The 23,085-nt window shown below is 64.1% G+C and carries 22 protein-coding genes; 20 read left to right on the forward strand and 2 right to left on the reverse strand.

Annotation, left to right across the window (positions count from 1 at the left end):
• Positions 1 to 277: 277 nt before the first annotated feature.
• The 7 genes from CKW25_RS01690 to CKW25_RS01720 all read left to right on the forward strand — a co-directional run bounded on the left by CKW25_RS01690 (position 278) and on the right by CKW25_RS01720 (position 9,837).
• Entirely contained in the window at positions 278 to 763 is a 486-nt protein-coding gene (locus CKW25_RS01690; protein ID WP_095077278.1) for an adenosine-specific kinase, read from the forward strand.
• Positions 764 to 910: 147 nt separating this feature from the next.
• The gene (locus CKW25_RS01695; RefSeq protein ID WP_095077279.1) at positions 911 to 2,284 is read left to right on the forward strand and encodes a glutamine synthetase family protein; all 1,374 of its coding nucleotides are present in this window, start codon (positions 911 to 913) and stop codon (positions 2,282 to 2,284) included.
• A gap of 7 nt (positions 2,285 to 2,291) precedes the next feature.
• Positions 2,292 to 3,683 (forward strand): aldehyde dehydrogenase family protein, encoded by a 1,392-nt coding sequence (locus tag CKW25_RS01700; RefSeq protein WP_095077280.1) that lies wholly within the window; start codon positions 2,292 to 2,294, stop codon positions 3,681 to 3,683.
• 3 nt (positions 3,684 to 3,686) lie between these two features.
• The gene (locus tag CKW25_RS01705; RefSeq protein ID WP_095077281.1) at positions 3,687 to 4,847 is read left to right on the forward strand and encodes an iron-containing alcohol dehydrogenase; all 1,161 of its coding nucleotides are present in this window, start codon (positions 3,687 to 3,689) and stop codon (positions 4,845 to 4,847) included.
• A gap of 153 nt (positions 4,848 to 5,000) precedes the next feature.
• Positions 5,001 to 6,563, forward strand: a complete 1,563-nt coding sequence (locus CKW25_RS01710) for an amino acid permease (RefSeq protein WP_095077282.1) — start codon at positions 5,001 to 5,003, stop codon at positions 6,561 to 6,563.
• 294 nt (positions 6,564 to 6,857) lie between these two features.
• Positions 6,858 to 8,321 carry a DUF1254 domain-containing protein gene (locus CKW25_RS01715; protein ID WP_095077283.1) on the forward strand — a complete coding sequence of 488 codons (1,464 nt, stop codon included), beginning with the start codon at positions 6,858 to 6,860 and terminating at the stop codon, positions 8,319 to 8,321.
• Positions 8,322 to 8,343: 22 nt separating this feature from the next.
• The gene (locus CKW25_RS01720) at positions 8,344 to 9,837 is read left to right on the forward strand and encodes a DUF1254 domain-containing protein (protein WP_095077284.1); all 1,494 of its coding nucleotides are present in this window, start codon (positions 8,344 to 8,346) and stop codon (positions 9,835 to 9,837) included.
• Positions 9,838 to 9,973: 136 nt separating this feature from the next.
• On the opposite strand, the gene CKW25_RS01725 is transcribed toward CKW25_RS01720, so the two are convergent.
• On the reverse strand, positions 9,974 to 11,074 hold the full coding sequence (locus tag CKW25_RS01725) for a polyamine ABC transporter substrate-binding protein (RefSeq protein WP_095077285.1): 1,101 nt from the start codon (positions 11,072 to 11,074) through the stop codon (positions 9,974 to 9,976).
• A 359-nt stretch (positions 11,075 to 11,433) separates the two neighbouring features.
• Here CKW25_RS01725 and CKW25_RS01735 point away from each other — a divergent pair, with 359 nt between their 5' ends.
• From CKW25_RS01735 to CKW25_RS01750, 4 genes are all read left to right on the forward strand, one after another.
• Positions 11,434 to 11,688 carry a hypothetical protein gene (locus CKW25_RS01735; RefSeq protein ID WP_256577902.1) on the forward strand — a complete coding sequence of 85 codons (255 nt, stop codon included), beginning with the start codon at positions 11,434 to 11,436 and terminating at the stop codon, positions 11,686 to 11,688.
• A 253-nt stretch (positions 11,689 to 11,941) separates the two neighbouring features.
• Complete coding sequence (locus CKW25_RS01740; RefSeq protein ID WP_095077287.1) at positions 11,942 to 12,826, forward strand: ChaN family lipoprotein; 885 nt, start codon at positions 11,942 to 11,944, stop codon at positions 12,824 to 12,826.
• A gap of 91 nt (positions 12,827 to 12,917) precedes the next feature.
• Positions 12,918 to 13,292, forward strand: a complete 375-nt coding sequence (locus CKW25_RS01745; RefSeq protein ID WP_095077288.1) for a GFA family protein — start codon at positions 12,918 to 12,920, stop codon at positions 13,290 to 13,292.
• A 104-nt stretch (positions 13,293 to 13,396) separates the two neighbouring features.
• Positions 13,397 to 13,828: a hypothetical protein gene (locus CKW25_RS01750; RefSeq protein WP_095077289.1), complete on the forward strand. Its 432-nt coding sequence runs from the start codon at positions 13,397 to 13,399 to the stop codon at positions 13,826 to 13,828.
• 15 nt (positions 13,829 to 13,843) lie between these two features.
• Here the strand turns inward: CKW25_RS01750 and CKW25_RS01755 are convergent, their stop codons facing one another.
• Positions 13,844 to 14,239, reverse strand: a complete 396-nt coding sequence (locus CKW25_RS01755; protein WP_095077290.1) for a cytochrome c family protein — start codon at positions 14,237 to 14,239, stop codon at positions 13,844 to 13,846.
• A 186-nt stretch (positions 14,240 to 14,425) separates the two neighbouring features.
• Here CKW25_RS01755 and CKW25_RS01760 point away from each other — a divergent pair, with 186 nt between their 5' ends.
• The 9 genes from CKW25_RS01760 to CKW25_RS01800 all read left to right on the forward strand — a co-directional run bounded on the left by CKW25_RS01760 (position 14,426) and on the right by CKW25_RS01800 (position 23,081).
• Positions 14,426 to 15,097, forward strand: coding sequence for a GntR family transcriptional regulator (locus tag CKW25_RS01760; protein ID WP_095077291.1), 672 nt, complete (start codon positions 14,426 to 14,428; stop codon positions 15,095 to 15,097).
• A gap of 114 nt (positions 15,098 to 15,211) precedes the next feature.
• Positions 15,212 to 16,144 (forward strand): 4-hydroxyproline epimerase, encoded by a 933-nt coding sequence (locus tag CKW25_RS01765; RefSeq protein WP_095077292.1) that lies wholly within the window; start codon positions 15,212 to 15,214, stop codon positions 16,142 to 16,144.
• On the forward strand, positions 16,141 to 17,256 hold the full coding sequence (locus CKW25_RS01770; protein WP_095077293.1) for an FAD-binding oxidoreductase: 1,116 nt from the start codon (positions 16,141 to 16,143) through the stop codon (positions 17,254 to 17,256). The genes CKW25_RS01765 and CKW25_RS01770 overlap by 4 nt, the downstream gene beginning before the upstream one ends.
• Complete coding sequence (locus CKW25_RS01775; RefSeq protein WP_095077294.1) at positions 17,249 to 17,485, forward strand: (2Fe-2S)-binding protein; 237 nt, start codon at positions 17,249 to 17,251, stop codon at positions 17,483 to 17,485. Before CKW25_RS01770 ends, CKW25_RS01775 begins: the two co-directional genes overlap by 8 nt.
• Positions 17,482 to 18,738 (forward strand): FAD/NAD(P)-binding oxidoreductase, encoded by a 1,257-nt coding sequence (locus tag CKW25_RS01780; protein WP_095077295.1) that lies wholly within the window; start codon positions 17,482 to 17,484, stop codon positions 18,736 to 18,738. The genes CKW25_RS01775 and CKW25_RS01780 overlap by 4 nt, the downstream gene beginning before the upstream one ends.
• A 72-nt stretch (positions 18,739 to 18,810) precedes the next feature.
• Positions 18,811 to 19,560: an AraC family transcriptional regulator gene (locus CKW25_RS01785; protein WP_095077296.1), complete on the forward strand. Its 750-nt coding sequence runs from the start codon at positions 18,811 to 18,813 to the stop codon at positions 19,558 to 19,560.
• A gap of 255 nt (positions 19,561 to 19,815) precedes the next feature.
• A complete protein-coding gene (locus CKW25_RS01790) occupies positions 19,816 to 20,634 on the forward strand; it encodes a transporter substrate-binding domain-containing protein (RefSeq protein ID WP_095077297.1) in 819 nt (272 codons plus the stop codon).
• A 10-nt stretch (positions 20,635 to 20,644) separates the two neighbouring features.
• Positions 20,645 to 22,423 (forward strand): aconitase X, encoded by a 1,779-nt coding sequence (locus tag CKW25_RS01795; protein WP_095077298.1) that lies wholly within the window; start codon positions 20,645 to 20,647, stop codon positions 22,421 to 22,423.
• Positions 22,416 to 23,081, forward strand: a complete 666-nt coding sequence (locus CKW25_RS01800) for an amino acid ABC transporter permease (RefSeq protein WP_095077299.1) — start codon at positions 22,416 to 22,418, stop codon at positions 23,079 to 23,081. Before CKW25_RS01795 ends, CKW25_RS01800 begins: the two co-directional genes overlap by 8 nt.
• Positions 23,082 to 23,085: the final 4 nt, after the last annotated feature.

Raw genomic sequence — 23,085 nt, forward strand, 5'->3', positions numbered from 1 at the left:
TGGCACACACTCACATTGCGATGAGGTCTGAAGCGAGGTGGTCACGCGGCCATACGCCTGGTGGACGGTGTTCCCTTCAGCCCGTTCAGGTCACTGAGCAAGCATAGCTATTAATTTTCCAGTGTTGTTCGCACGCCAGCCATGGCTGCTTTTCCGCAGGCGCGCCCCGCTGTATCGGGTCCAAAACACTTGATGGACAGAGCCAGGCCCCATGAGTGGCTATGCTTGAACTGTTGCCAATCCCCTGGCAGCCACATCGTGGAAGGAGGCGTTCGAGATGCAGCTCATCACGTTGAAAATCGACAAGCCGGAGGCGACAAACTTCATCTTTGGCCAGACCCACTTCATCAAGTCCGTCGAGGACATCCACGAAGCCCTGGTCAATGCCGTCCCGGGCATCCTGTTCGGCGTGGCCTTTTGTGAAGCCTCCGGCAAATGCCTGGTGCGCTGGTCCGGCACCGATACCGCGATGATCGAACTGGCCCGCCAGAATGCGCAAACCATCGGCGCCGGTCATAGCTTCATGATCTTCCTGGGCGACGGCTTTTATCCGTTGAATGTATTGAACGCCGTGAAGATGGTGCCGGAGGTCTGCCGGATCTTTTGTGCAACGGCCAATCCCACTGAAGTGATTGTCGCCGAGACGGCACAAGGGCGGGCGGTCCTGGGCGTGGTGGATGGCTTCTGTGCCCGGGACATCGAGGGCGACGACGATATCCTGTGGCGCAAGGACCTTTTGCGCCAGATCGGCTACAAACTGTGATCGGCGAGACGCACGCGCGGCAACAGTAGGCTAGGCTTTGAGCAGCTCATTGCTCACGATGCTCGATTCTGCAGGTTTGGGTTTTCTGGAGAGCGTCTGCAACAGCTATCTCAGATAGGCCCAAACTGTTCACGCAGGACTGACGTGATGACCGAGCCCCTCTTAAGCTTTGACGCCCTCAAGCGCGCCGCTGCCAGCGGTGAAATCGATACCGTGCTGGTCTGCATGATCGACATGCAAGGACGATTGGTCGGCAAGCGCTTCCAGGTCGAGTTTTTCATCGACAGCGGCCATGAAGAAACCCACTGCTGCAACTACCTGCTGGCCGACGACATCGACATGGAACCGGTGCCAGGCTACGCCGCGGCCAGCTGGAGCAAAGGCTATGGCGATTTTGTGCTCAAGCCCGACATGGCCACGCTGCGGCGCGTGCCCTGGCTGGAATGCACGGCGCTGGTGCTGTGCGACGTGCTCGATCATCACCATCGGCAGGACCTGCCGCACAGCCCGCGGGCGATTCTGAAAAAGCAGGTCGAGCGCCTGCGCGAGCGTGGCTATACCGGCATGTTCGCCTCGGAGCTCGAGTTCTACCTGTTTGATGAAAGCTATGAGGCGATCCACCAACGCAACTACCACCACCCGAAGACGGCCGGTCATTACATCGAGGATTACAACATCCTGCAGACGACTCGCGAGGAGCCAGTGCTGCGGGCCATTCGCAAGCACTTGCAGGCATCCGGCATTCCCGTGGAAAACTCCAAGGGCGAATGGGGCCCCGGCCAGGAAGAGATCAACATCCGCTATGCCGATGCCCTGACCATGGCCGACCACCATGTCATCATCAAGCACGCCTGCAAGGAGATCGCGCAATTGCAGGGCAAGGCGATCACCTTCATGGCCAAGTGGCGCTATGACGCCGCCGGCTCCAGCAGCCACATCCATAATTCGCTGTGGGACAAGAACGCTAAAAAGCCGCTGTTCTTCGATCCCAAGGCCGAGTTTGGCATGTCGGCGCTGATGCGCTCATGGGTGGCCGGGCAGCTCAAGTACGCCAACGACATCACCTGCTTTCTCGCGCCCTATATCAATTCCTACAAGCGCTTCCAGGCCGGCACCTTCGCACCGACGCGGGCGGTGTGGAGTCGGGACAACCGCACCGCGGGCTTTCGCTTGTGTGCCGAAGGCAGCAAGGCCATCCGCATCGAATGCCGCATCGGCGGTGCCGACCTCAACCCCTACCTGGCCTTCGCCGCGTTGATTGCCGCGGGCCTGGCCGGGATCGACGAGAAGCTCGAGCTCGCGCCGCCTTTCGAGGGTGATGCCTATCAGGATGAACAGTTGCCTGAGGTGTCCAAGACCCTGCGCGAGGCCTGCGCCGCACTCAAGACCTCGCGCATGTTGCGCGAGGCCTTGGGTGATGAAGTGATCGATCACTATGTGCACACCGCCGAGTGGGAGCAGAAAGAGTACGACCGGCGGATAACCGACTGGGAACTGCAGCGCGGCTTCGAGCGCTATTGAGAACACCATGACGGCAAAGGTTCAGCTCATCTCCCCGGTCGATGGCCGGGTCTACGTCGAACGCCAGTGCGCCGATGCCGCACAGATCGAGCAGGCACTGGCGGCGGCCGCAACGGCCCAGGAGCACTGGAAGCGCCGGCCATTGAGCGAACGCGCGGTGTTGTGCAACGCCGCCGTGGACGCAATGCTGTCGATGCAGGATCAAATCGTCCCGGAGCTGGCGTGGCAGATGGGCCGCCCGGTGCGCTTCGGTGCCGGTGAACTGCGTGGTTTCGCAGAACGTGCCCGCTACATGATCGCCATCGCCGCCGATGCGCTGGCGGCAGTAGAGCCCGAGCCGGTTTCAGGTTTTCGGCGCACGATCAAGCGCGAGCCGCTGGGCACGGTGCTGGTGGTCGCACCCTGGAACTACCCCTACCTGACGGCGGTGAACACCATCATCCCGGCGCTGATGGCGGGCAACAGCGTGATCCTCAAGCATGCCACGCAAACCCTGCTGGTCGGCGAACGCTTCGCCGAAGCCTTGCGTCGCGCCCATTTGCCCACCGGCCTGTTCCACAACCTGCTGCTCGATCATCGGCAGACCGCCGCGATCATTGCTTCGGGCCGTGTGCAACAAGTGAACTTCACCGGCTCAGTCCAGGCCGGCGAGGCCATGGAGGCCGCCGCCATGGGGCGTTTTATCGGCATGGGGCTGGAACTGGGCGGCAAAGACCCGGCCTACGTACGGGCGGACGCCAACCTTGAGCATGCGGTGGAAAACCTGGTCGACGGCAGCTTCTTCAACTCTGGGCAAAGCTGCTGCGCCATCGAGCGCATCTATGTCGACCACAGCCTCTACCCGGCCTTTGTCGAGCGCTTCGTCGCCTTGACCGGCCAGTATGTACTGGGCAACCCGCTGGACGAAGCCACCACGCTCGGCCCGCTGGTTTCACCGAGTGCCGCGGAGTTCGTTCGCGGACAGATTGCCGAGGCCCTGGCACAGGGCGCCAGGGCGCTGATCGATCCAGCGGCCTTTACTGCCGATGTACCGGGCGGTGCCTACCTGGCCCCGCAGATCCTGGTGGACGTCACCCACCAGATGTCGGTGATGCGCGAGGAAAGCTTCGGCCCGGTGGTCGGCATCATGCCGGTTGCTGGCGACGAGGAAGCCATTGCCTTGATGAACGACAGTCAGTTCGGGCTCAGCGCCTCCCTCTGGACCCAGGACCTCGCTGCCGCCGAACGCCTGGGCGATGAGCTCGCCACCGGCACGGTGTTCATGAACCGCTGCGACTACCTGGACCCGGCGCTGGCCTGGACCGGGGTGAAACACAGCGGACGCGGCATCACCCTCTCGCGCCTTGGCTACGAGCACCTGACCCGAGCCAAATCCTTCCATCTGCGCCACGAGGTGTAGGTCATGAGTCTGACCGGAAACTGGAACTACCCCACGAGCATTCGCTTCGGTGTCGGACGCATTGCCGAACTGGCCGAGGTCTGTCTCAGCCAGGGTATCCGGCGACCGCTGCTGGTCACCGACAGTGGCCTGGCGCGCGCGCCGATCACCCGCGCGGCGCTGGACGCCATGTCGGCCGCCGGCCTTGGCGTCGCGCTGTTTTGTGACCTCAAGCCCAATCCGGTGGAGGCCAACCTGGCAGGCGGGCTCGATGCCTGGCGCGCCGGCCAGCACGACGGGGTGGTCGCCTTCGGCGGTGGCAGCGGCCTGGACATGGGCAAGCTGATTGCTTTCATGAGCGGCCAGACCCGACCGGTCTGGGATTTCGAAGACATCGGCGACTACTGGACCCGCGCCGACGATAGCCACATCGCCCCGGTCATTGCGGTACCGACCACCGCCGGCACAGGCTCCGAAGTCGGCCGGGCGGCGGTGATCATCGACGAGCGCACGCACACCAAGCGCATCATCTTCCATCCGAAGATGATGCCGCGCGTGGTCATCAGTGATCCGGCCCTCACCGTCGGCATGCCGGCCAAGGTCACCGCCGGCACCGGCATGGATGCGTTCGCCCATTGCCTGGAGTCCTACTGCGCCCCCGGCTTTCACCCCATGGCCGAAGGCATTGCGGTGGAAGGCATGCGCCTGGTCGCCAATGCGCTGGTGCGGGCCGTCCACATGCCCTCGGACCTCGACGCGCGCGCACTCATGCTCGCGGCCGCCGCGATGGGTGCCACCGCGTTCCAGAAAGGCCTGGGCGGGATGCACGCCCTCTCCCATCCGGTGGGCGCCCTGTACGACACCCACCACGGCATGACCAACGCCACCTTCATGCCCTACGTCCTGCAGTTCAATCGACCGGCCATCGAGGAGCGCATCACCCGCCTGGCGGCGTATCTGCGCCTGCCCTCCCCGGGTTTCGACAGCTTCCTGGCCTTCGTCCTCAAGCTGCGCAAGGACATCGGCGTCCCCCACACGCTGTTCGAGCTGGGTGTGGATGACCGGCAGGCCGACCTGATCGCGGACATGGCGATTGTCGACCCCTCGGCCAGCGGCAACCCGTTGCCATTGACCCGGGGTGGCGCGGCCAGCATTTTCGACGCGGCTTTTCACGGCCGTCTCTAGAGCAGTCGCCTGTCCGGGGCTGAGGCTTGTACACGCATCGGGACAGGTTAGATCCGTTAGCAGCAGGAGCAGTACGACAAGGTGTTGAAGGCCAGCCCATTGCGCGACGCAAACGCCAATGGATCTGAATCAAAACCTGATGGGGCACACACAATGAATCCAGTAAGCCAGCCCGGCAGCGGCGCGCAAGACGATGACGTCGAGATGCTGCACAGCATGGGCTATGCCCAGCAACTCTCACGCCGAATGGGGGTTTTCTCCAACTTTGCCATTTCCTTTTCGATCATCTGCATCCTCTCGGGTGGCATCAACTCACTGGCCCAGGGCACCTCGGGCGCGGGCGGCGCGGCCATCGGCATCGGCTGGCCAATCGGCTGCCTGATCTCCGGGGTGTTCGCCATGGCCATGGCGCAGATCTCCTCGGCCTACCCCACCGCTGGCGGCCTCTATCACTGGGGTTCGATTCTCGGTAATCGCTTCACCGGCTGGCTGACGGCCTGGTTCAACCTGTTGGGCCTGGTGACGGTGCTTGGCGCGATCAACGTCGGTACCTATTACTTCTTTTTCGGTGCCTTCGGACCGGCCCTGGGCATGGAGGACACGACCACCACACGGATCATTTTCCTGGCCATCCTGACCGGCATCCAGGCCCTGTGTAACCACTTCGGGATCGGGTTGACCGCAAAGCTCACCGACTTCTCGGGCTACCTGATCTTCGCCACGGCCATCGCGCTGACCGTCACCTGCCTGATCGCAGCCCCCAGCTATGAGTTCGTCCGGCTGGTGACCTTCGGCAACTATTCCGGCGAGGCTGGCGGCAACGTCTGGCCACAGGTGTCCAATAGCTGGATCTTCATGCTCGGCCTGCTGTTGCCGATCTACACCATCACCGGTTATGACGCTTCGGCGCATACCTCCGAGGAAACCCGGCAGGCGGCCAAATCGGTGCCGGTGGGGATGGTCATGTCGGTGGTCTGGTCGCTGCTGTTTGGCTGGCTCATGCTCAGCTCGTTCGTACTGATGCTGCCCAGCATGGACGAAGCGGCAACCAAGGGTTGGAACGTGTTCTTCTGGGCGATGGACACCCAAGTCAATCCCGCCGTCAAGATGGCGCTGTACCTGGCGATTTTCATCTCGCAGTTTCTCTGCGGGCTGGCCACCGTGACCTCGGTCTCGCGGATGATTTTCGCTTTCTCCCGTGACGGCGGCCTGCCCTGCTCGAAAGCACTGGCCAGGGTCTCACCCACCCATCGCAGCCCGGTCGCGGCGATCTGGACCGGTGCCACGCTGGCGGTGCTGTTCGTCTGGGGATCGTCCCTGGTCTCGATCGGCGAAACGCCGGTCTACACCATCGTGGTGTCCTGCACGGTGATCTTCCTGTTCTTCTCGTTCATCATTCCCATCGTGCTGGGCCTGTTCACCTTCGGCACCCCGAAGTGGCCGACCATGGGTCCGTGGAACATGGGCCGCTGGTTGTACTCGTTCTTTGCAATCCTCTCGATCCTGTCCATGGTGCTGATCTTCATCATCGGCATCCAGCCACCGAACGACTGGGCGCTGTACATCACCATCGGCTTCCTGATCCTGACCGCCATTGTCTGGTTCGCCTTTGAAGCCCGGCGCTTCCAGGGCCCGCCCGTGGGCGAGATGATCATCAAGCGCCAGGCTGAAATCGCCGCGGCCGAAGAGGCGTTGAACAAACAAGCGCCAAGCTGATCGCCACACCCCTGAAATAGCGGGACGCCCAGCGTCCCGCTGTGCTGTTGGATCAACACGGCAACGTTGGCCCTCGTGCGACCGAACCTGACCGTTTCCCGCCAACCTCCATAGAGCCACCCTGGCGTCGATTGCCGCTCCTCGTGAACCGCCGGAGAGTGCCCGCGCCCCACGGCCACGGCGCTCCCACACCCGAATGATTTACATCTCGCAATACTTGTTTGATCTTCACAGGGATGCGCTATCGTGTGCGGGATTCGCCTGCACACTGCCCACATCACGTAAGGACACTCGATGAATCGCCCCGCACGCCACCCGCTGGTTTTCGCCCTGGCGCTCACCGGCACACTCGCCGCCAGCAGCGTACTGACCTCTCAGGTTATTGCCGCACCAGCTGCCCCACCCGGCCCGGTCGCCGACACCAAGGTGACTGAACCGTACGTGCGCATGATGGCCCGTGAAGCCTACTTCTGGGGTTGGCCGATGGCCAATATCTTCAACCGCCGCCAGGCGTTCAAGGACCTGCCCGAACCCGGATTGATGGGCGGCATCGTGCCCGTGGCGCCGATCAACCGGCTGTCGATGCTCAGCGATTACATCGCCCCGGCCGAGCGCCTCGTGGCCTGCCCGAACCAGGACGTGGTGTACGGCGCGGGCAGCATTGCCCTGGACCTGGAGCCGGTGGTATTGCAGGTACCGGATTTCGGTAGCCGTTTCTGGGTGTACCAGGTGGTCGACCTGCGCTCCGACAGCTTTGCCGAACTGGGCAAGATGTATGGCACCCAACCCGGCTTCTACCTATTGGTCGGTCCGGACTGGAAAGGCACCGTGCCGCCCGGCATCACCAAGGTGTTCCGCGCCAACACCAACACCGGCTTCGTGATTCCCCGGGTATTCCAGGACGACACCGCCGCCGATCGCCAGGCCGTGCAGCCAGCCCTGTCCGGAATCGACATGTACCCGCTGTCCAGGTACGACGGTAAGGTCAAGCAGCGTGACTGGAGACAGCTGACAAAATTCCCGTCCCAGGCCCAGGGCGACGCCGAGGCCAAGTGGGTCATGCCGGAGAAATTCTTCGACGAACTGCCTGCCCTGCTCAAGGACGCCAAGCCGTTGCCGGGTGAAGAGGCCCGCTACGCACAGTTGGCCGCCCTCGCCGCCATCGCGAAGACCAACCCGCAACTCAGGGCGGCGATGATTGATGAGGCGAAGAAAGCCGACAGCGAAGTCATCGACCCGCTGCTGCAGTTCCGCAACTATGGCCTGCAACTGCCCGACCACTGGAGCACCATCAGTAACGGCGCGGCGTTTGGCACCGACTACTTCAGCCGCACCGCCGTGGCGCGCTCGAACATCTTCGTCAACCAGCAGAAAGAGACCAAGTACTTCTACCAGGACCTCGACCAGTCCGGCGCTCGCCTCAACGGCCAGCATGGCTACAGCGTGACCTTCGCCAAGGGCAAGCTGCCGCCGGTCAAGGGCTTCTGGTCGCTGACGCTGTACAACGAAAATCACTTCTTCGCCCCGAATGACCTGGGCCGCTACTCCGTCGGCACCAAGAACAAATCCCTGAAAACCAACGCCGACGGCTCGCTGACTATCTACGTGCAAGGCACCTCGCCAGGCAAGGACAAGGAAAGCAACTGGCTGCCGGCTCCCAAAGACGCAGACTTCTCGCTGTACATCCGCGCGTACTGGCCAGAGGCGGCGACGCTCAACGGCCAGTGGACACCTCCGCCCGTTGTCAAAGCCCACTGATTGACGTGAACAGGAGTTCACCATGAATACCGTGACTAACACCCTGGGCGCCCTGGCCCTGGGGATCTCCTTGAGCGCCAGCGTGCAAGCCGCGTCGCACTATGAGCAACTGGCCGACCTGCCATTTGCCGGGGGCTATCCCACCCTCGAAGGCGTTGCGCAACTGAAGAATGAGTTGCTGTTCCAACGCGCCGTGCAGTCTTACATCTGGGCCCTGCCCGCGCTGAACATGTACGCCATGAAAGAAGGCTCGGAGAAAATCTTCGGCGCCGGCTACAACGTGCTGCCGATCTGGAAGGACCGGCTCAATGCCAAGACCCGGGTCACCACGCCGAACTCCGACGTGATCTACGCCATGGGCTACCTGGACCTGAAACAGGACGGGCCGATGGTGATCGAAGTGCCGCCGGGGTTGCAGGGCATTCTCGATGACTTCTTCCAGCGCCCGATCTGCTCTGTAGGGCAGATCGATGGCCGCCAGTGGTGCGGCGACGTCGGCCTGCCGGGGCCGGACAAAGGCAAGGGTGGCAAGTACCTGGTGTTGCCACCGGACTACCAGGGCGAGGTTCCGCCGGGCTACCTGACCTATCGTTCGCGCACCTACGGGGTGTTCGTGTTCTGGCGCGGCTTCTTCAAGGACCCGAAACAGCTCGAAGCGCCGGTCAAGGTCATGGAGCAGACACGTATTTACCCATTGGGCAAACAGGCCACGGCCAAGGCGATGGAGTTCCCCAACGCCTCCAGGACCCCGGCCAATATGCTCTACCCCACCGATGGCAGTGCGTTCGACATGCTGTCGCGCTTCATCGAGCATGAATACGTCGACCCGCAAGACATGGAAATGCGCGGCATGCTGGCGGCACTGGGGATGATCAAGGGCCAGCCCTTCAAACCCGACGCGGCCACCCGCAACCTGCTGGACAAGGCGGCGAAAACCGCCAGCAAGATCGGCCATGCCATTTCCTACACCCCTCAAACCATCGTCACCGACGGCACCTGGTACCCAGACCGCAAGTGGCTGAACGTTTTCCCCGGCAATGCCACGTTCACCGCCGACACCTTCAACTACATCGACCCACGCACCGGCTTCTTCACCAATGCCTACTCCGCGAGCCCGGGCATGGCGGTGAACATGGAAAATGTCGGGGCCAAATACCCGGCGACCTTTGTCGACGCCAAGGGCCAGTTCCTCTCGGGCAGCAACGCCTACACGCTGAACCTGCCTAACGGCATCCCGGCCGCGTTGTTCTGGTCGGTCACCGCGTACGACTCGATCACGGCCTCGGGCCTGGACAATGGACAGCCGTTCCCGTCGCTGAACGCCATGGACAAACCGCAGGTCAATGCCGACGGCTCGATCGACGTCCACTTTGGACCCGACGCCCCGGGTGCCGGCAAGAACTGGATTCGCACCGTGCCTGGCGAAGGCTTCTTCGTGATTCTGCGGCTGTACGGCCCGACCAAGGCGTTCTTCGACAAGGCGTGGAAACCGAGCGATTTGCACCAGCAGCCTTGACCGGATGCGGCCTTGCGGTATGAGCGGATCCGTGACACCCGCACCGCGAAAAGGCTTGAGTAGCCTTGGCGCGAGCCGAGGGCTTACACCCGCCCAAACCGTCGCGCCCAAGGGCGTAACGGTTTGGGCGCGGGCATTACTTGTCTGACTTGATGCTGGTCCAGACCCGGGTACGCACCCGCTCGAGCTTTTGCGGCAGCGGTTGCACGACATAGAGCTTTTTCAAGGCCTCGCGGGTCGGTGTCAGGTCCGGGTTGCCTGTAATCTGTTTGTCGATCAGCGCCAGCGAGTCTTTGTTGGGGTTGGGGTAACCGAGAAAATCACTGATGGGCGCAATGACTTTCGGGTCCAGCAGGGTGTTGAGGAATTCGTGGGCTTCGGTGACATTCTTCGCGCTTTTTGGAATGGCAAAGGTGTCGAACCAGATCGGCGCGCCCTCCTTGGGCAAGCGCCAGTCGACGACCACACCGTTACCCGCCTCTTTGGCGCGATTGCCGAACTGGTAGAAGCTGCCGGAGTAGCCGATGGCAACACAAATATCGCCATTGGCGATGTCGGTCATGTACTTGGCAGAGTTGAAGTAGGTGACGTAAGGGCGAATCTTCAACATCAGCGCCTTGGCTTTTTCGTAGTCATCCGGGTTCTGGCTGTTGGGGTCCAACCCCAGGTAATGCAGGGCCAGCGGCAGGATTTCCGAGGGTGAGTCGAGCATGGCCACGCCACAGGACTTGAGCTTCTCCATGTTCTCGGGCTTGAACACCAGGTCCCAACTGTCCACCGGTGCATTTTCTCCCAGCGCCGCCTTGACCTTGGCCGGATTGAAACCGATCAGCACGGTGCCGTACATGTAAGGCACGCCGTACTGGTTACCGGGGTCGTTAGTGTCCAGCAGCTTGAGCAACTCGGGGTCCAGGTGCTGCCAGTTGGGCAGCCTGGTCTTGTCCAGTTTCTGGAACACACCGGCCTTGATCTGGGTATCGATGAACTGGTTCGACGGCACCACCAGGTCGTATCCCGAGTTACCGGTCAACAGCTTGGCTTCCAGAGCTTCGTTGGTGTCGAACGTGTCCCAGGTGACCTTGATCCCACTGTCCCTGGCGAAATCCTTGGGCACGGACGGCAGGATGTAGTCCGCCCAGTTGTACACTCGCAGTTCACGCTGTTCGGCGTGCACTGCGCTGGCCAGCAGCGTCAGCCCACACAGCGTGACACCCAGCCTGCGTTTTATCGTGTCCATGTATGGCTCCCCAAGTGTGGCGTGAGTTCGATGGTTGTTATGTTCTGTACACGGCAGCGACCCTTGAACAAGGCCAAGGGCTGGAGGATCTGAAGCCTGGTGGTGGTGATTGCGCCGCACGCGACTCAATCCGCGCTCGGTTCCTGATTCTTGCTGACAGGCGCAGTGGTTCACAGTGGGCGGTTGGCCAAAAGGAGATCGTAATGGCCAATATGCGTGTCACCTCGACGCCCCACCCTCGGCGCGGATGGATCCTCGACCTCCGGTAAACACCTGGAAACAGCTGGCGAGTTGCCACGCCTGGGCATCCTCTGCTTGCATCGCTTCCCTGGATCAACCACACGTCAAGGAGACAATCGATGAAAACCCTGGTGATAGGCGCCAGCAAAGGCTTGGGCAAGGCCCTGATCGAAGGATTGGGTGAGGCCGGCGATACACTGCTGGGCGTCTCCCGCTCCCGGCCCGAAAACCTGATGGCAAGGGCCGGTGTTGATCTGAGATGGATTGAGGCCAACCTGGGCGAACCCGCAATGGCGGCGCAGATCATCGAGCAGGCGGTGATCGAGGATGGTCATCCCGGGCATGAAGTCCTTCATCCGGGTGCGCCATCATAACCATCGGCACCCCGCCTGGCCAAAGCCGCTCTGCTTGCCCTTGAAGACGTTTACCACCGGGACACTGGCGGCGCGCTATGGTGACCCTCTACAGTGACGCCAGGACGGTTACCCCCTGCCTGTGATCCACTGGCGCAGCTTCCGAGCGCCGGTGCGCTGTACGCGGGACGGGGCCACCCACTGATCATCGTGCGCTGAAATCCCCCCACCTCCCCATGGGTGCAAGGGACTCGCTTTCTGACAAGGACTACCGATGCGCCTTCTGTTGCTTTGCCTGTTCGGCCTGTTGGCGGCCTGCCAATCCCATCACGTACTGCCGCCTCCGGCGCCGATCGCCCCGCAAGGGCGTGACCACGCCGACCTGGGAATGATCCGTGAACTCGCCACCGGCCGCACTCTCACCCCGCAGCAACTGGTCGAGCGCCTCGCCAGCGCATCGCGGGTACTGGTCGGCGAACAGCACGACAACCCCGATCACCACGCTTTGCAATTGTGGCTGCTGCGCGAACTGGCGGCGCAGCGCCCCCAGGGCAGCCTGCTGATGGAAATGCTCAACCCCGACCAGCAGGCCAGGGTCGATGCCGCGCAAGCCGCGACCCGTGCCGGCCAGCCACCGGCCGATCCTTACCAGGCACTGGCCTGGCAAGCCAACTGGGACTGGAGTGCGTATGGCGCGCTGGTGACCTACGCCCTGGGGCAACCCTACCCGCTGCTGGCGGCCAACCTGGACTGGGCGCAGATCAGGCAGATCTACAAACAGCGTCCTGTGCTTACCGGCGATGCCTCCACCGCCCCCCAGGTGCAAGCCACCCTGTTGGACGATATTCGCGAGTCCCATTGCGGCCTGTTGCCCGAAGCGCAGATGCCGGCGATGCTCGCCGTGCAGCAGCAACGTGACCGAGGCATGGCCGAGCGCCTGCTGGCCGCGCCAACACCTGCGGTACTGTTGGCCGGGGCCTTCCATGTGCGCAAGGACCTGGGCGTGCCCCTGCACCTGAAAGACCTGGGAGCGGGCGAAGGCAATGCGGTGTTGGTGTTGGCCGAGGTCGGCAAGACCGTGACCGCCGAAAGCGCGGATTATGTGTGGTACACCGCCGCGCAACCGGCACAGGACCATTGCGCGAAACTGCGTCAGTAAACCCGGCCCTCGGGAGTGGCCCCGGCCGCTCCCCAATCGCCAAGGGGGCACCTGAACGCTACAGTAGCGCGACGACATTGAGGACACCCCCATGGACGAACTTCACCACGGCAGTTGCCTCTGCGGCGCTGTGCACTACCAGCTATCCAGCGCGCTCAAGGCGATCACCCACTGCCATTGCCGCCGATGCCAAAAAGCCCATGGCGCAGCCTTCGCCACCTACGGCAGCGTACCCGGCTCGGCGTTGTCGCTCATTGACCCCGCCGCCACGCTCAAGGCGTATGAATCCTCCCCCGGTGTCACCCGGCAATTCTGCGGCGACTGTGGTGCGTCGCTGTTCTGGCGCAATTCACAAGGGCCCTATGCCGACTGGATCTCCATCGCCATCGCCACTCTGGACACACCACTGCCACCTGCCCGGCAGAAACACAGTTGCCTTGACCAGAAAGCCTGCTGGTATGAATAAGCACCGGTCAGCCGACCGACCGCAAAAAAATCCTGCACAGCCCATTCGGCTGCTATTGTGCCGCGCTGAAAAAGATCAACGGTTTGATTGCGAGGAAGTGGACGTTGAATAGTGACGAGAATATGACCGGCGACCTGTTCGAAGTGGACAAGCGCCTGACGCTCAAGCCCGTGGTGGACTTCAACAGCTACCTGCGCACCGCCTTCGGCGACGGCCCCTGCACGTGCAGTCGCTGTGTCGCCAGCGCAGGCGACGAGACGGGCTATGAACACCGGCACACCTTCACCTTCGACGGCCAGCCGACCAACCGCCGCTTTGCCTCGACCTCAGGCAGCGATGTCCTGCTGATGCTGAAAAAGGCCTGGCTGTCCTACACCAAGGTCGAGCTGGAAGTCAGCGGCATTCTGGCGCTGGACACCGTCAAGGAATTTGTCGAGCCCGACCTGCACAAGCGACTGGTGCCGCTGTTCGTGGCCAGTGGACTGGTCAAGGACATCGATGGCCAACTGCAGATCCAGGCGCACGTGGCTGGCTGATAACGGCCTTGCACATCACTGCGGCTGAAAGCCCTGCAAATACGCCAGCAGGTTGTCGATTTTCTCCTGGTCGCTGAGCCCCCAGAAGATCATGCGGGTGCCGGGGACCACGGCCTTGGGGTCTTCGAGGTAGGCGGTCAGGGTGTCGCGGGTCCAGACGATATCGGCGGATTTCATCGCGTCGGAGTACTGGTAGCCGGCGGCGCTGCCGGCCTGTCGGCCAAAAATGGCGTTGAGTGGAGGGCCGAATCCGGCCCGGGCCGACTCACCGACTTGATGGCAGCCGCCGCAGATCCGCTTGAACAGTTTTTCGCCCGCCTGGGCATCCCCCGCCCCCGCCCCCGCGTTGACCGGGCTGGCCAGTCCGGCCATGAGTATCCAGGCAAGGGTCAATGCTGCGGTGTTCTTCATGCTCGGTTTCCAGTCGGGAGTGGCTGAGCGCCAATGCGGGGCGCTATTGGAGCATGAACGGCCTGTGCGCCGCAGCCTGCGCTGTCAGCAAAGGCGATGCACCATCCAGGGTTGCCACGGGCCCGGGAAGCCCAAAGAAGGAATTTCGTATACCCTATCGGTATCTCACTCCAAACGACCGCCACCGTGAACCTACCCAGACTCAACGCTCCCGACCTCGGCAACACGCCTTCGACGTCGGAAATCATCACCCGCCACCTGCGTGACGCCATCGTCGCCGGGCACTTCGCCGAGGACGAGCCGATTCGTCAGGACGACATTGCCCGGCAGTTCAACGTCAGCAAGATCCCGGTGCGCGAGGCCCTCAAGCGCCTGGAAGCTGAAGGCCTGGTGATGTTCCAGCGCAATCGCGGGGCGATGGTCACGCGGATTTCCGACGCGGAACTGGCGCAGATGTTCGAAGTGCGCATGCTGCTGGAAGACAAGGTGCTGCGCCTGGCCATCCCCAACATGACGCAGGACACCTTCGATCGCGCGGAGCGCATCTGCCAGGAATTCATTGGCGAGGACGACGTCGGCCGCTGGGCCGAACTCAACTGGGAACTGCATTCCTGCCTGTATGAGCCGGCGCAACGCCCGTTCCTGGTCAGCCTGATTCGCTCGGTCAATGACAAGCTGGAGCGCTACCTGCGCATGCAGATGAGCCTCTCGGCCGGCAAGGAGCGGGCCGATCACGAGCACCGGGAAATCCTCGCGGCCTGCCGTGCCGGTAACGTCGACCTGGCGGTGAAACTGCTGGACGAGCACATTGCCGGGGTCTGCAAGACCCTGTTCGAGCACCTGCCCCACAGCCACTGAGCCGCCAGGCCACTGTGCTGATTTCGTCATCTGCGCCGGATAAATCCCTCAAGCCGGCGCCCCCCCGGACAGGCCACTCTTTCGTTCACTCATCTGAACGGACGTGGCCCTCCCATGAAACGCATCACCGTGATCGACTCCCACACCGGCGGCGAACCCACCCGCCTGGTGACCGCCGGTTTCCCTGACCTGGGCAGCGGCAGTATGGCCGAACGTCGCCAGCGACTGGCCGAGCACCACGATCAATGGCGCGCCGCCTGCGTGCTGGAACCACGGGGCAGCGACGTACTGGTGGGCGCACTGCTGTGCGAGCCTGTGGACCCGAGTGCCTGTGCCGGGGTGATTTTCTTCAACAACACCGGCTACCTGGGAATGTGCGGCCACGGCACCATTGGCCTGGTGGCCTCGCTGGCACACCTGGGCAGGATCGGCCCCGGTGTGCACAGCATCGAGACCCCGGTGGGCACCGTGCAGGCGACCCTGCACAACGACCATTCGGTGAGCGTGCGCAACGTGCCGGCCTACCGTTACCGCAAGGCCCTGGCCCTGGAGGTCCCTGGGATCGGCCGGGTGGTCGGCGACATCGCCTGGGGCGGAAACTGGTTTTTCCTGATGGCCGAGCATGGCCTGCGGGTGGCCGGCGACAACCTCGAGGCGCTGACCGCCTACACTTTCGCCGTGCAGCAGGCACTGGAGGCTCAGGGTATTCGTGGCGAAGACGGCGGCCTGATCGATCATGTCGAACTGTTCGCCGATGACCAACAGGCCGACAGCCGCAACTTCGTGCTCTGCCCCGGCAAAGCCTACGACCGCTCCCCCTGCGGCACCGGCACCAGCGCCAAACTGGCGTGCCTGGCCGCCGACGACAAGTTGCAACCGGGGCAGATCTGGCGCCAGGCCAGTGTGATCGGCAGCGAGTTCGAAGGCTCTTACGAACGGCAGGGCGAGCGCATTGTGCCGACCATTCGCGGTCGCGCGTTCATCAGCGCCGAAGCCAGCCTGATCATCGAGCAGGACGACCCGTTCGCCTGGGGTATTCGCCCATGAGCCAGGGCCAGGTGGCCGATGTGATCGTGATCGGCGCCGGCATCATCGGTGCCGCCTGTGCCCAGGCCCTGGCCCTTCGCGGCTTGCGCGTACTGGTGCTGGACGCTGGTTTGCCCGGCGCCACGGCGGCTGGCATGGGGCACTTGCTGGTGCTCGACGATAACCCGGCCGAACTGGCCCTGAGTCAGTATTCCCTGCAACGCTGGCGCGAACACGCCCCATCCCTGCCCGAAGGCTGCGCCTACCGCAGCAATGGCACCCTGTGGCTGGCGGCCAATGCCGAAGAAATGGCCGTGGCCCAGGGCAAATACCTGAACCTGCAGGCCCAGGGCGTAGCGTGCGAGTTGCTCGGTGCCAGCGCCCTGCGCCAGCGCGAACCGGAACTGCGTGCGGGCCTGGAGGGCGGCCTGCTGATCCATGGCGACGGCATTCTCTATGCCCCGGCCACCGCTCGCTGGATGCTCGACCACGCGAACATCCGCCAACGCCGGGCGCGGGTCGGCGAAGTCGAGGGCAACCGCGTGCGCCTGGACGACGGTCACTGGCTAAGTGCCGAGGCCGTGGTGCTGGCCAACGGTGTCCAGGCCAGCGAGCTGTGCCCGGAGTTGCCGATCGAACCGAAGAAAGGCCACCTGCTGATCACTGACCGCTATCCCGGCACCGTTACCCACACGCTGGTGGAACTCGGTTACGTCACCAGCGCCCACACTGCCAGCGGCCCGTCGACGGCCTGCAACATCCAACCGCGGCCGACCGGCCAGTTGTTCATCGGTGCCTCGCGCCAGTTCGGCACCACCGATCCCCAGGTCGAGGGCTGGATGCTGGCGAAGATGCTCAAGCGCGCTACCGAGTACATGCCAGGGCTGGCCCAACTCAACGGCATCCGTGCCTGGACCGGCTTTCGTGCCGCCAGCCCCGACGGCTTGCCGTTGGTGGGCCAGCACCCGCAACGCCAGGGCTTGTGGCTGGCGGTCGGTCACGAAGGCCTGGGGGTGACCACCGCCCCCGGCACCGCGGATCTGTTGGTGGCGCAGTTGTTCGACGAGCCCTCGCCACTGGCCGCGCAACCTTATCTGCCACAACGTTTCCTCGGGGAGGCCGTGTATGCCTGACTTGATCCTGGACGGTCGTGCCCTGCGCGTGGCCGAAGGCACCAGTGTGGCCGCCGCGCTGGCCCTGGGGGGCGACGGTTGCAGCCGCACCTCGGTCAGTGGCCAGCGCCGCGCACCGCTGTGCGGCATGGGCATCTGCCAGGAATGCCGGGTGACCATTGACGGCCGGCGGCGCCTGGCCTGCCAGACTCAATGCCGTGACGGCATGCAGGTGGAGACACGACCATGAGCGACTACGCCGACCTGCTGATCATCGGTGCCGGCCCCGCCGGCATGGCCGCCGCCCTCGCCGCCGCCCCCAGTGGCGCACGCATCGTCCTGCTCGACGACAACCCGCTGCCGGGTGGGCAGATCTGGCGCGACGGCCCCCAAGCCAGCCTGCCGAACCCGGCCCGCCGCCTGCGCGAGCGCCTGCAGGCCTGCCGCAATATCCGCCGTCACCCCGCTACCCGGGTGATCGCCTGCGCCGGCCCGAAACAACTGCTGGTGGAAGACGATGAGCGCGGCTGGCTGATCGGCTACGACAAACTGATCCTGTGTACCGGTGCCCGTGAACTGCTCCTGCCCTTCCCCGGCTGGACCTTGCCGGGGGTGACCGGGGCCGGTGGCCTGCAGGCGCTGATCAAGGGCGGCCTGCCGGTGCAGGGCGAACGCCTGGTGATCGCCGGCAGCGGGCCGTTGCTGCTGGCCAGTGCCGCCACCGCCCGACACAACGGCGCCCACGTACTGTGCATCGCCGAGCAAGCCTCGCTGGCCGCCGTCGCCGGCTTCGCCGCGCACCTGCCACGCTGGCCCGACAAGCTGATGCAGTCGTTTACCCTGCTCGACCGTCACTACCGAAGCAGCACCCATGTACTGGCCGCCCTCGGCACTGAACGGCTGGAAGGCGTGCGCCTGCAACAACACGGGAAAACCGTCGAGCTGGCGTGTGATCGTCTGGCCTGCGGCTTCGGCTTGATCCCCAACACCCAATTGGGCCAGGCCCTGGGGTGCGCCGTCGAAGGGCAAGCCCTGGCGGTGGATGCCTGGCAGGCCAGCAGCCGTGCCGATCACTACGCGGCGGGCGAATGCACCGGCTTCGGCGGCAGCGAGCTGGCGCTGGTGGAAGGTGCGATTGCCGGCCACGCCGCCGTCGGGGACCGGGACGCGGCCCGGCACCTGTGGCCGCGCCGGGCGCGTTGGCAGGGCTTTGCCAAGGTACTGAACCGAGCGTTTACCCTCGGCGCGCCACTCAAGTCCCTGGCCACTCCCGACACTCTGGTCTGCCGTTGCGAAGACGTGCCCTACTCCGCACTGGCCGGCCACGCCGACTGGCGCGAGGCCAAGCTGGCCAGTCGCTGCGGCATGGGTGCCTGTCAGGGCCGGGTATGCGGCGCTGCCGTGCAGCACCTGTTCGGCTGGCAACCCTCGACGCCACGCCCACCGTTCAGCCCGGCACGGATCGAGACCTTGCTCTGCCTGGACGACACTCCGCCGGCCTGAATCCCACCGGGGCTTTCGGCCACGCGGCCGAGCCTCTATGATCCCGGGGGTCCCCACCAGACCCTCGGCGCCATGTTCCCCTCACTCAACGCCTTCAAGCCCTGCGACCTGCCGACCTTGCTCGATAGCCTGGCCCCCATCGCGCCCTTGCTCGACACCCTGGCGGACGTGGTGTTTTTCATCAAGGACCGCGAGGCCCGCTATGCCTTCGTCAACCAGACCCTGGCCCGGCGTTGCGGCTTCAAGCACAGTGCCGACCTGCTCGGGTTGACCGCCGACCAGGTCTTCCCCGAACGCTTCGGCCCGCTATACACCGAACAGGATCGGCGGGTGCTGGCCAGCGGTCGCGAGCTGGCCGACCAGCTTGAACTCCATCTCTACTACGGCAACCAGCCCATCTGGTGCCTGACCCACAAGCTCGCCCTGCGTGACCGGCAAGGTCATATCGTCGGCCTGGCCGGCATCTCCCGCGACTTGCAGCTGCCGCAATCCAGTCACCCGGCCTTCCAGAAACTGGCGGCGGTGGACGCCCATATCCGCCGCCACTTCGCCCGGCCCATCAGCCTCGCCGAACTGACGGCCATCGCCGGATTCTCCGTGGCGCAACTGGAGCGTCACTGCAAACGGGTGTTCCAGCTCACCCCACGGCAGATGATTCACAAGGCCCGCCTGGAGGAAGCCTCGCGGCTGTTACTGGAGACCGAGCAGCCCATCACCGAGATCGCCCTGCGCTGCGGTTACACCGACCACAGCGCTTTCAGCCGACAGTTCCGCGCCTTGACCAGCCTCTCGCCCAGCCAGTATCGCGACAACCGACGCTGAGCCTCCGCCCCGCCAGTGTTCCCGAATGGGGCGCCCGCACGGCCACTGCTCCCATATGTAACACCCACCACCGGGCGTCCGATGCGCCGGGTGCCACCCTGCCGGCGACTGCGCCACTGCAAAGCCTCTAGCTCAAGGCCTGAGAATTTATTCGTGCTTCGGCCTGGAAACAGGCACAGTGATTGCTATTGTTAATATCGTATACGAAATCCCCAATACGATACCTGACCGCACTTCACCCACCACGAGGCCTCTATGAAAAACCCAGCATTTGCCGTAGCCCTCAGCGCTGTGCTCAGTACCTCCTTCATCGCCACCGCCCAGGCCGACAAGCTCGACGACATCATCGGTTCCGGCAAGCTGCGCTGCGCCGTGACCCTGGACTTCCCGCCCATGGGTTTTCGCGATGCCGGCAACAACCCGGCCGGATTCGACGTGGACTACTGCCACGACCTGGCGAAGATCCTCGGCGTGGATGCCGAAGTGGTGGAAACCCCCTTCCCCGACCGTATCCCGGCACTGGTCTCCGGACGCGCCGACGTGATCGTCGCCTCCACCTCCGACACCCTCGAACGGGCCAAGACCGTCGGCCTGACCGTGCCCTACTTCGCCTTCCAGATGGTGGTGCTGACCCGCGACAACACCGGCATCAACGGCTTCGCCGACCTCAAGGGCAAACCCGTGGGCAACACCAGCGGCACCTATGAAGCCATCGCCCTGGAAAAAGACGTGAAGAACTGGGGCACCGGCACCTTCCGCGCCTATCAGTCGCAGAACGACACCCTGCTGGCGGTCGCCCAAGGCCATATCGACGCCACCGTGGTGACCAACACCGTGGCCGCCGCCACCCTCAAGTCGGGCAAATACAAAAACCTGAAAGTCGCCGGCAACGCCCCCTACGTGATCGACTACGTGTCCCTGGGCGCCAAGCGCAACGAGTATGGCCTGCTCAACTACCTCAACCTGTTCGTCAACCAGCAGGTGCGTACCGGCCGTTACAACGAGCTGTTCGTCAAATGGGTCGGCACCGAGATCCCGCCTACCAACCTGACCGTGCCACAGGTCTACTACTGAGATGTCCGGTATGCCTGGGCCAACCGCTCTGACCGGGCGCAGCCTGGTCGCGGGCGCCGCACAGGGCGCCCTGTTGTTCGCCGACGTCGGCTTGAGCTTCTGGGGTGGGGTCGACCCGTTCAGCGGGGAAGTCATCGACCGCCACCACCCCCTCAGCGGTGAACACCTGGCCGGCCGGGTGCTGGCCATTCCCAGTGGTCGCGGCTCCTGTACCGGCAGCAGTGTGTTGATGGAGTTGATCAGCAACGGTCATGCACCCGCTGCCCTGGTGCTGGCTGAAGCGGATGAAATCCTCACCCTGGGCGTGCTGGTGGCCCAGGTCATTTTCGAGCGTTCCCTGCCGGTGCTGTGCATCGGCAGGGAGGCCTTCGCCGCCTTGCGCGGCAAGGCCTTCGCCCGGGTCGAGGACGGCGCCCTGAAACTGTTCCCACAACCACCGGAGGATGCCTGGCGGGCAGCTGCGCCGCCATTGCCCGGCGCAGCCGGCACACCTTCGTTCGAACTCACCGGGTTCGACCGGGCGCTGCTCGACGGCCAGCAGGGCAAGGCCGCCCAGGTGGCCATGCAGATCGTCCTGCGCATGGCCGAACTGCAAGGTGCCCACGGCCTGGTGGATGTCACCCAGGCCCACATCGATGGCTGCATCTATACCGGGCCGGCGAGCCTGCGCTTTGCCGAACAACTGGTGCAATGGGGAGCAAAGGTCCGGGTGCCAACCACCCTCAATTCGATCTCCGTCGACCAGCGCCGCTGGCGCGAACTGGGCATTGACCCGACCCTCGGGGAACCGGCCAGTGCCTTGGGCGACGCGTACATGGCAATGGGCGCGCAGCTGAGTTTCACGTGCGCCCCCTACCTGCTCGACAGTGCACCGAAGGCCGGCGAACAGATCGTCTGGGCCGAGTCCAACGCCGTGGTCTACGCCAACAGCGTGCTCGGCGCCCGCACCCTGAAATACCCGGACTACCTGGACATCTGCATCGCCCTGACCGGTCGCGCGCCGCTGATTGGCTGCCACCTGGACGCGCAGCGCAAAGCGGCGCTGCGCGTCGAACTGCCCGACCTGGGGGAGTTGGACGATGCCTTCTACCCGCTGCTGGGTTACCACATCGGCGGTTTGGCGGGGAGCCGTATTCCCCTGGTGCTCGGGCTGGAACAGCGCACGCCTGGCCTGGACGACCTGAAAGCCTTCGGCGCGGCCTTCGCCACCACCTCCGCCGCGCCCTTGTTCCACATCGCCGGGGTCACCCCGGAAGCCATGGACCCGGCGCAGGTGCTGGACCCGCAGGCCGTCCTACCGCTGCACCGCATCCGCCTGGAGGACCTGCTGGTCAGTTGGCGCGAGCTCAACAGCGCCCGCGACAGCCGGGTGGATGTGGTGTCGCTGGGCAATCCGCATTTTTCCCTCAGCGAATTTGCCCGGTTGGCGCAGCTGTGTCGCGGTCGGCGCAAGCACCCGCAGGTGGTGCTCGCCATCACCTGCGGCCGTGCGGTGCTGGAGCAGGCGCGCGCGGCCGGGCACATCGCGGTGATCGAGGCCTTTGGCGCGACCCTGGTCACCGACACCTGCTGGTGCATGCTCGGCGAGCCGGTGATCCCGCCGGCCGCCACCACCTTGATGACCAACTCGGGCAAGTACGCCCATTACGCACCGGGCCTGGTGGGGCGCACGGTGCACTTCGCCAGCCTCACCGAATGTGTCGACGCTGCCTGCAGCGCTACCGCCAGCGGGCGCCTGCCGGCCTGGCTGCAACCTGCCACCCACCTTGAGAGCCCCGCGCATGTTTGACTACACCTTCCAATGGCGCTCTGCGCTGCGTGCCCTGCCGGACATGCTCGCCGGTGCCCTGGTCACCTTCGAGACCGCGGCGCTGTCGATGATCTTCGGCGTGCTGATCGCCCTGGCCCTGACGGTGATGCGAGAAACCAAAAACCCGCTGCTGCGTGGCATCGGCAACGGCTGGGTGTCGATCGCCCGCAACACCCCGTCGCTGTTCCAGATCTACGTCCTGTATTTCGGCCTGGGTTCCCTGGGCCTGCATGTCAGTTCGTGGCTGGCCCTGCTGGCCGGGATCACCTTCAACAATGCCGGTTACCTGGCGGAGAACTTTCGCGGTGGCCTCAAGGCAGTGCCCGATACCCAGGTGCGGGCGGCACGCTCGCTGGGCATGAGTGCCTTCCAGGCCTACCGCATGATCATCGTCCCGCAATTGCTGCGGGTCGTGTTCTACCCGTTGACCAATCAGATGGTCTGGGCGGTGCTCATGACCTCGCTGGGGGTGATCGTCGGGCTGAACAACGACCTGACCGGGGTGACCCAGGACTACAACGTCAAGACGTTCCGCACCTTCGAGTACTTCGCCATTGCAGCGGTGCTGTATTACCTGATTGCCAAGGCGATCGTCGCGGTAGCCCGGCTGATGTCCTGGCGGCTGTTCCGTTACTGAGGAG

Source organism: Pseudomonas sp. Irchel s3h17, from assembly GCF_900187505.1.
Lineage (GTDB): Bacteria > Pseudomonadota > Gammaproteobacteria > Pseudomonadales > Pseudomonadaceae > Aquipseudomonas.

Excerpts from the sequence above, each read along its gene's own strand:
- CKW25_RS01690 (WP_095077278.1), top strand. The coding sequence starts at position 278 with ATGCAGCTCATCACGTTGAAAATCGACAAGCCGGAGGCGACAAACTTC.
- CKW25_RS01695 (WP_095077279.1), top strand. The coding sequence starts at position 911 with ATGACCGAGCCCCTCTTAAGCTTTGACGCCCTCAAGCGCGCCGCTGCC.
- CKW25_RS01700 (WP_095077280.1), top strand. The coding sequence starts at position 2,292 with ATGACGGCAAAGGTTCAGCTCATCTCCCCGGTCGATGGCCGGGTCTAC.
- CKW25_RS01705 (WP_095077281.1), top strand. The coding sequence starts at position 3,687 with ATGAGTCTGACCGGAAACTGGAACTACCCCACGAGCATTCGCTTCGGT.
- CKW25_RS01710 (WP_095077282.1), top strand. The coding sequence starts at position 5,001 with ATGAATCCAGTAAGCCAGCCCGGCAGCGGCGCGCAAGACGATGACGTC.
- CKW25_RS01715 (WP_095077283.1), top strand. The coding sequence starts at position 6,858 with ATGAATCGCCCCGCACGCCACCCGCTGGTTTTCGCCCTGGCGCTCACC.
- CKW25_RS01720 (WP_095077284.1), top strand. The coding sequence starts at position 8,344 with ATGAATACCGTGACTAACACCCTGGGCGCCCTGGCCCTGGGGATCTCC.
- CKW25_RS01725 (WP_095077285.1), bottom strand. The coding sequence starts at position 11,074 with ATGGACACGATAAAACGCAGGCTGGGTGTCACGCTGTGTGGGCTGACG.
- CKW25_RS01735 (WP_256577902.1), top strand. The coding sequence starts at position 11,434 with ATGAAAACCCTGGTGATAGGCGCCAGCAAAGGCTTGGGCAAGGCCCTG.
- CKW25_RS01740 (WP_095077287.1), top strand. The coding sequence starts at position 11,942 with ATGCGCCTTCTGTTGCTTTGCCTGTTCGGCCTGTTGGCGGCCTGCCAA.
- CKW25_RS01745 (WP_095077288.1), top strand. The coding sequence starts at position 12,918 with ATGGACGAACTTCACCACGGCAGTTGCCTCTGCGGCGCTGTGCACTAC.
- CKW25_RS01755 (WP_095077290.1), bottom strand. The coding sequence starts at position 14,239 with ATGAAGAACACCGCAGCATTGACCCTTGCCTGGATACTCATGGCCGGA.
- CKW25_RS01765 (WP_095077292.1), top strand. The coding sequence starts at position 15,212 with ATGAAACGCATCACCGTGATCGACTCCCACACCGGCGGCGAACCCACC.
- CKW25_RS01770 (WP_095077293.1), top strand. The coding sequence starts at position 16,141 with ATGAGCCAGGGCCAGGTGGCCGATGTGATCGTGATCGGCGCCGGCATC.
- CKW25_RS01775 (WP_095077294.1), top strand. The coding sequence starts at position 17,249 with ATGCCTGACTTGATCCTGGACGGTCGTGCCCTGCGCGTGGCCGAAGGC.
- CKW25_RS01780 (WP_095077295.1), top strand. The coding sequence starts at position 17,482 with ATGAGCGACTACGCCGACCTGCTGATCATCGGTGCCGGCCCCGCCGGC.
- CKW25_RS01785 (WP_095077296.1), top strand. The coding sequence starts at position 18,811 with ATGTTCCCCTCACTCAACGCCTTCAAGCCCTGCGACCTGCCGACCTTG.
- CKW25_RS01790 (WP_095077297.1), top strand. The coding sequence starts at position 19,816 with ATGAAAAACCCAGCATTTGCCGTAGCCCTCAGCGCTGTGCTCAGTACC.
- CKW25_RS01795 (WP_095077298.1), top strand. The coding sequence starts at position 20,645 with ATGCCTGGGCCAACCGCTCTGACCGGGCGCAGCCTGGTCGCGGGCGCC.
- CKW25_RS01800 (WP_095077299.1), top strand. The coding sequence starts at position 22,416 with ATGTTTGACTACACCTTCCAATGGCGCTCTGCGCTGCGTGCCCTGCCG.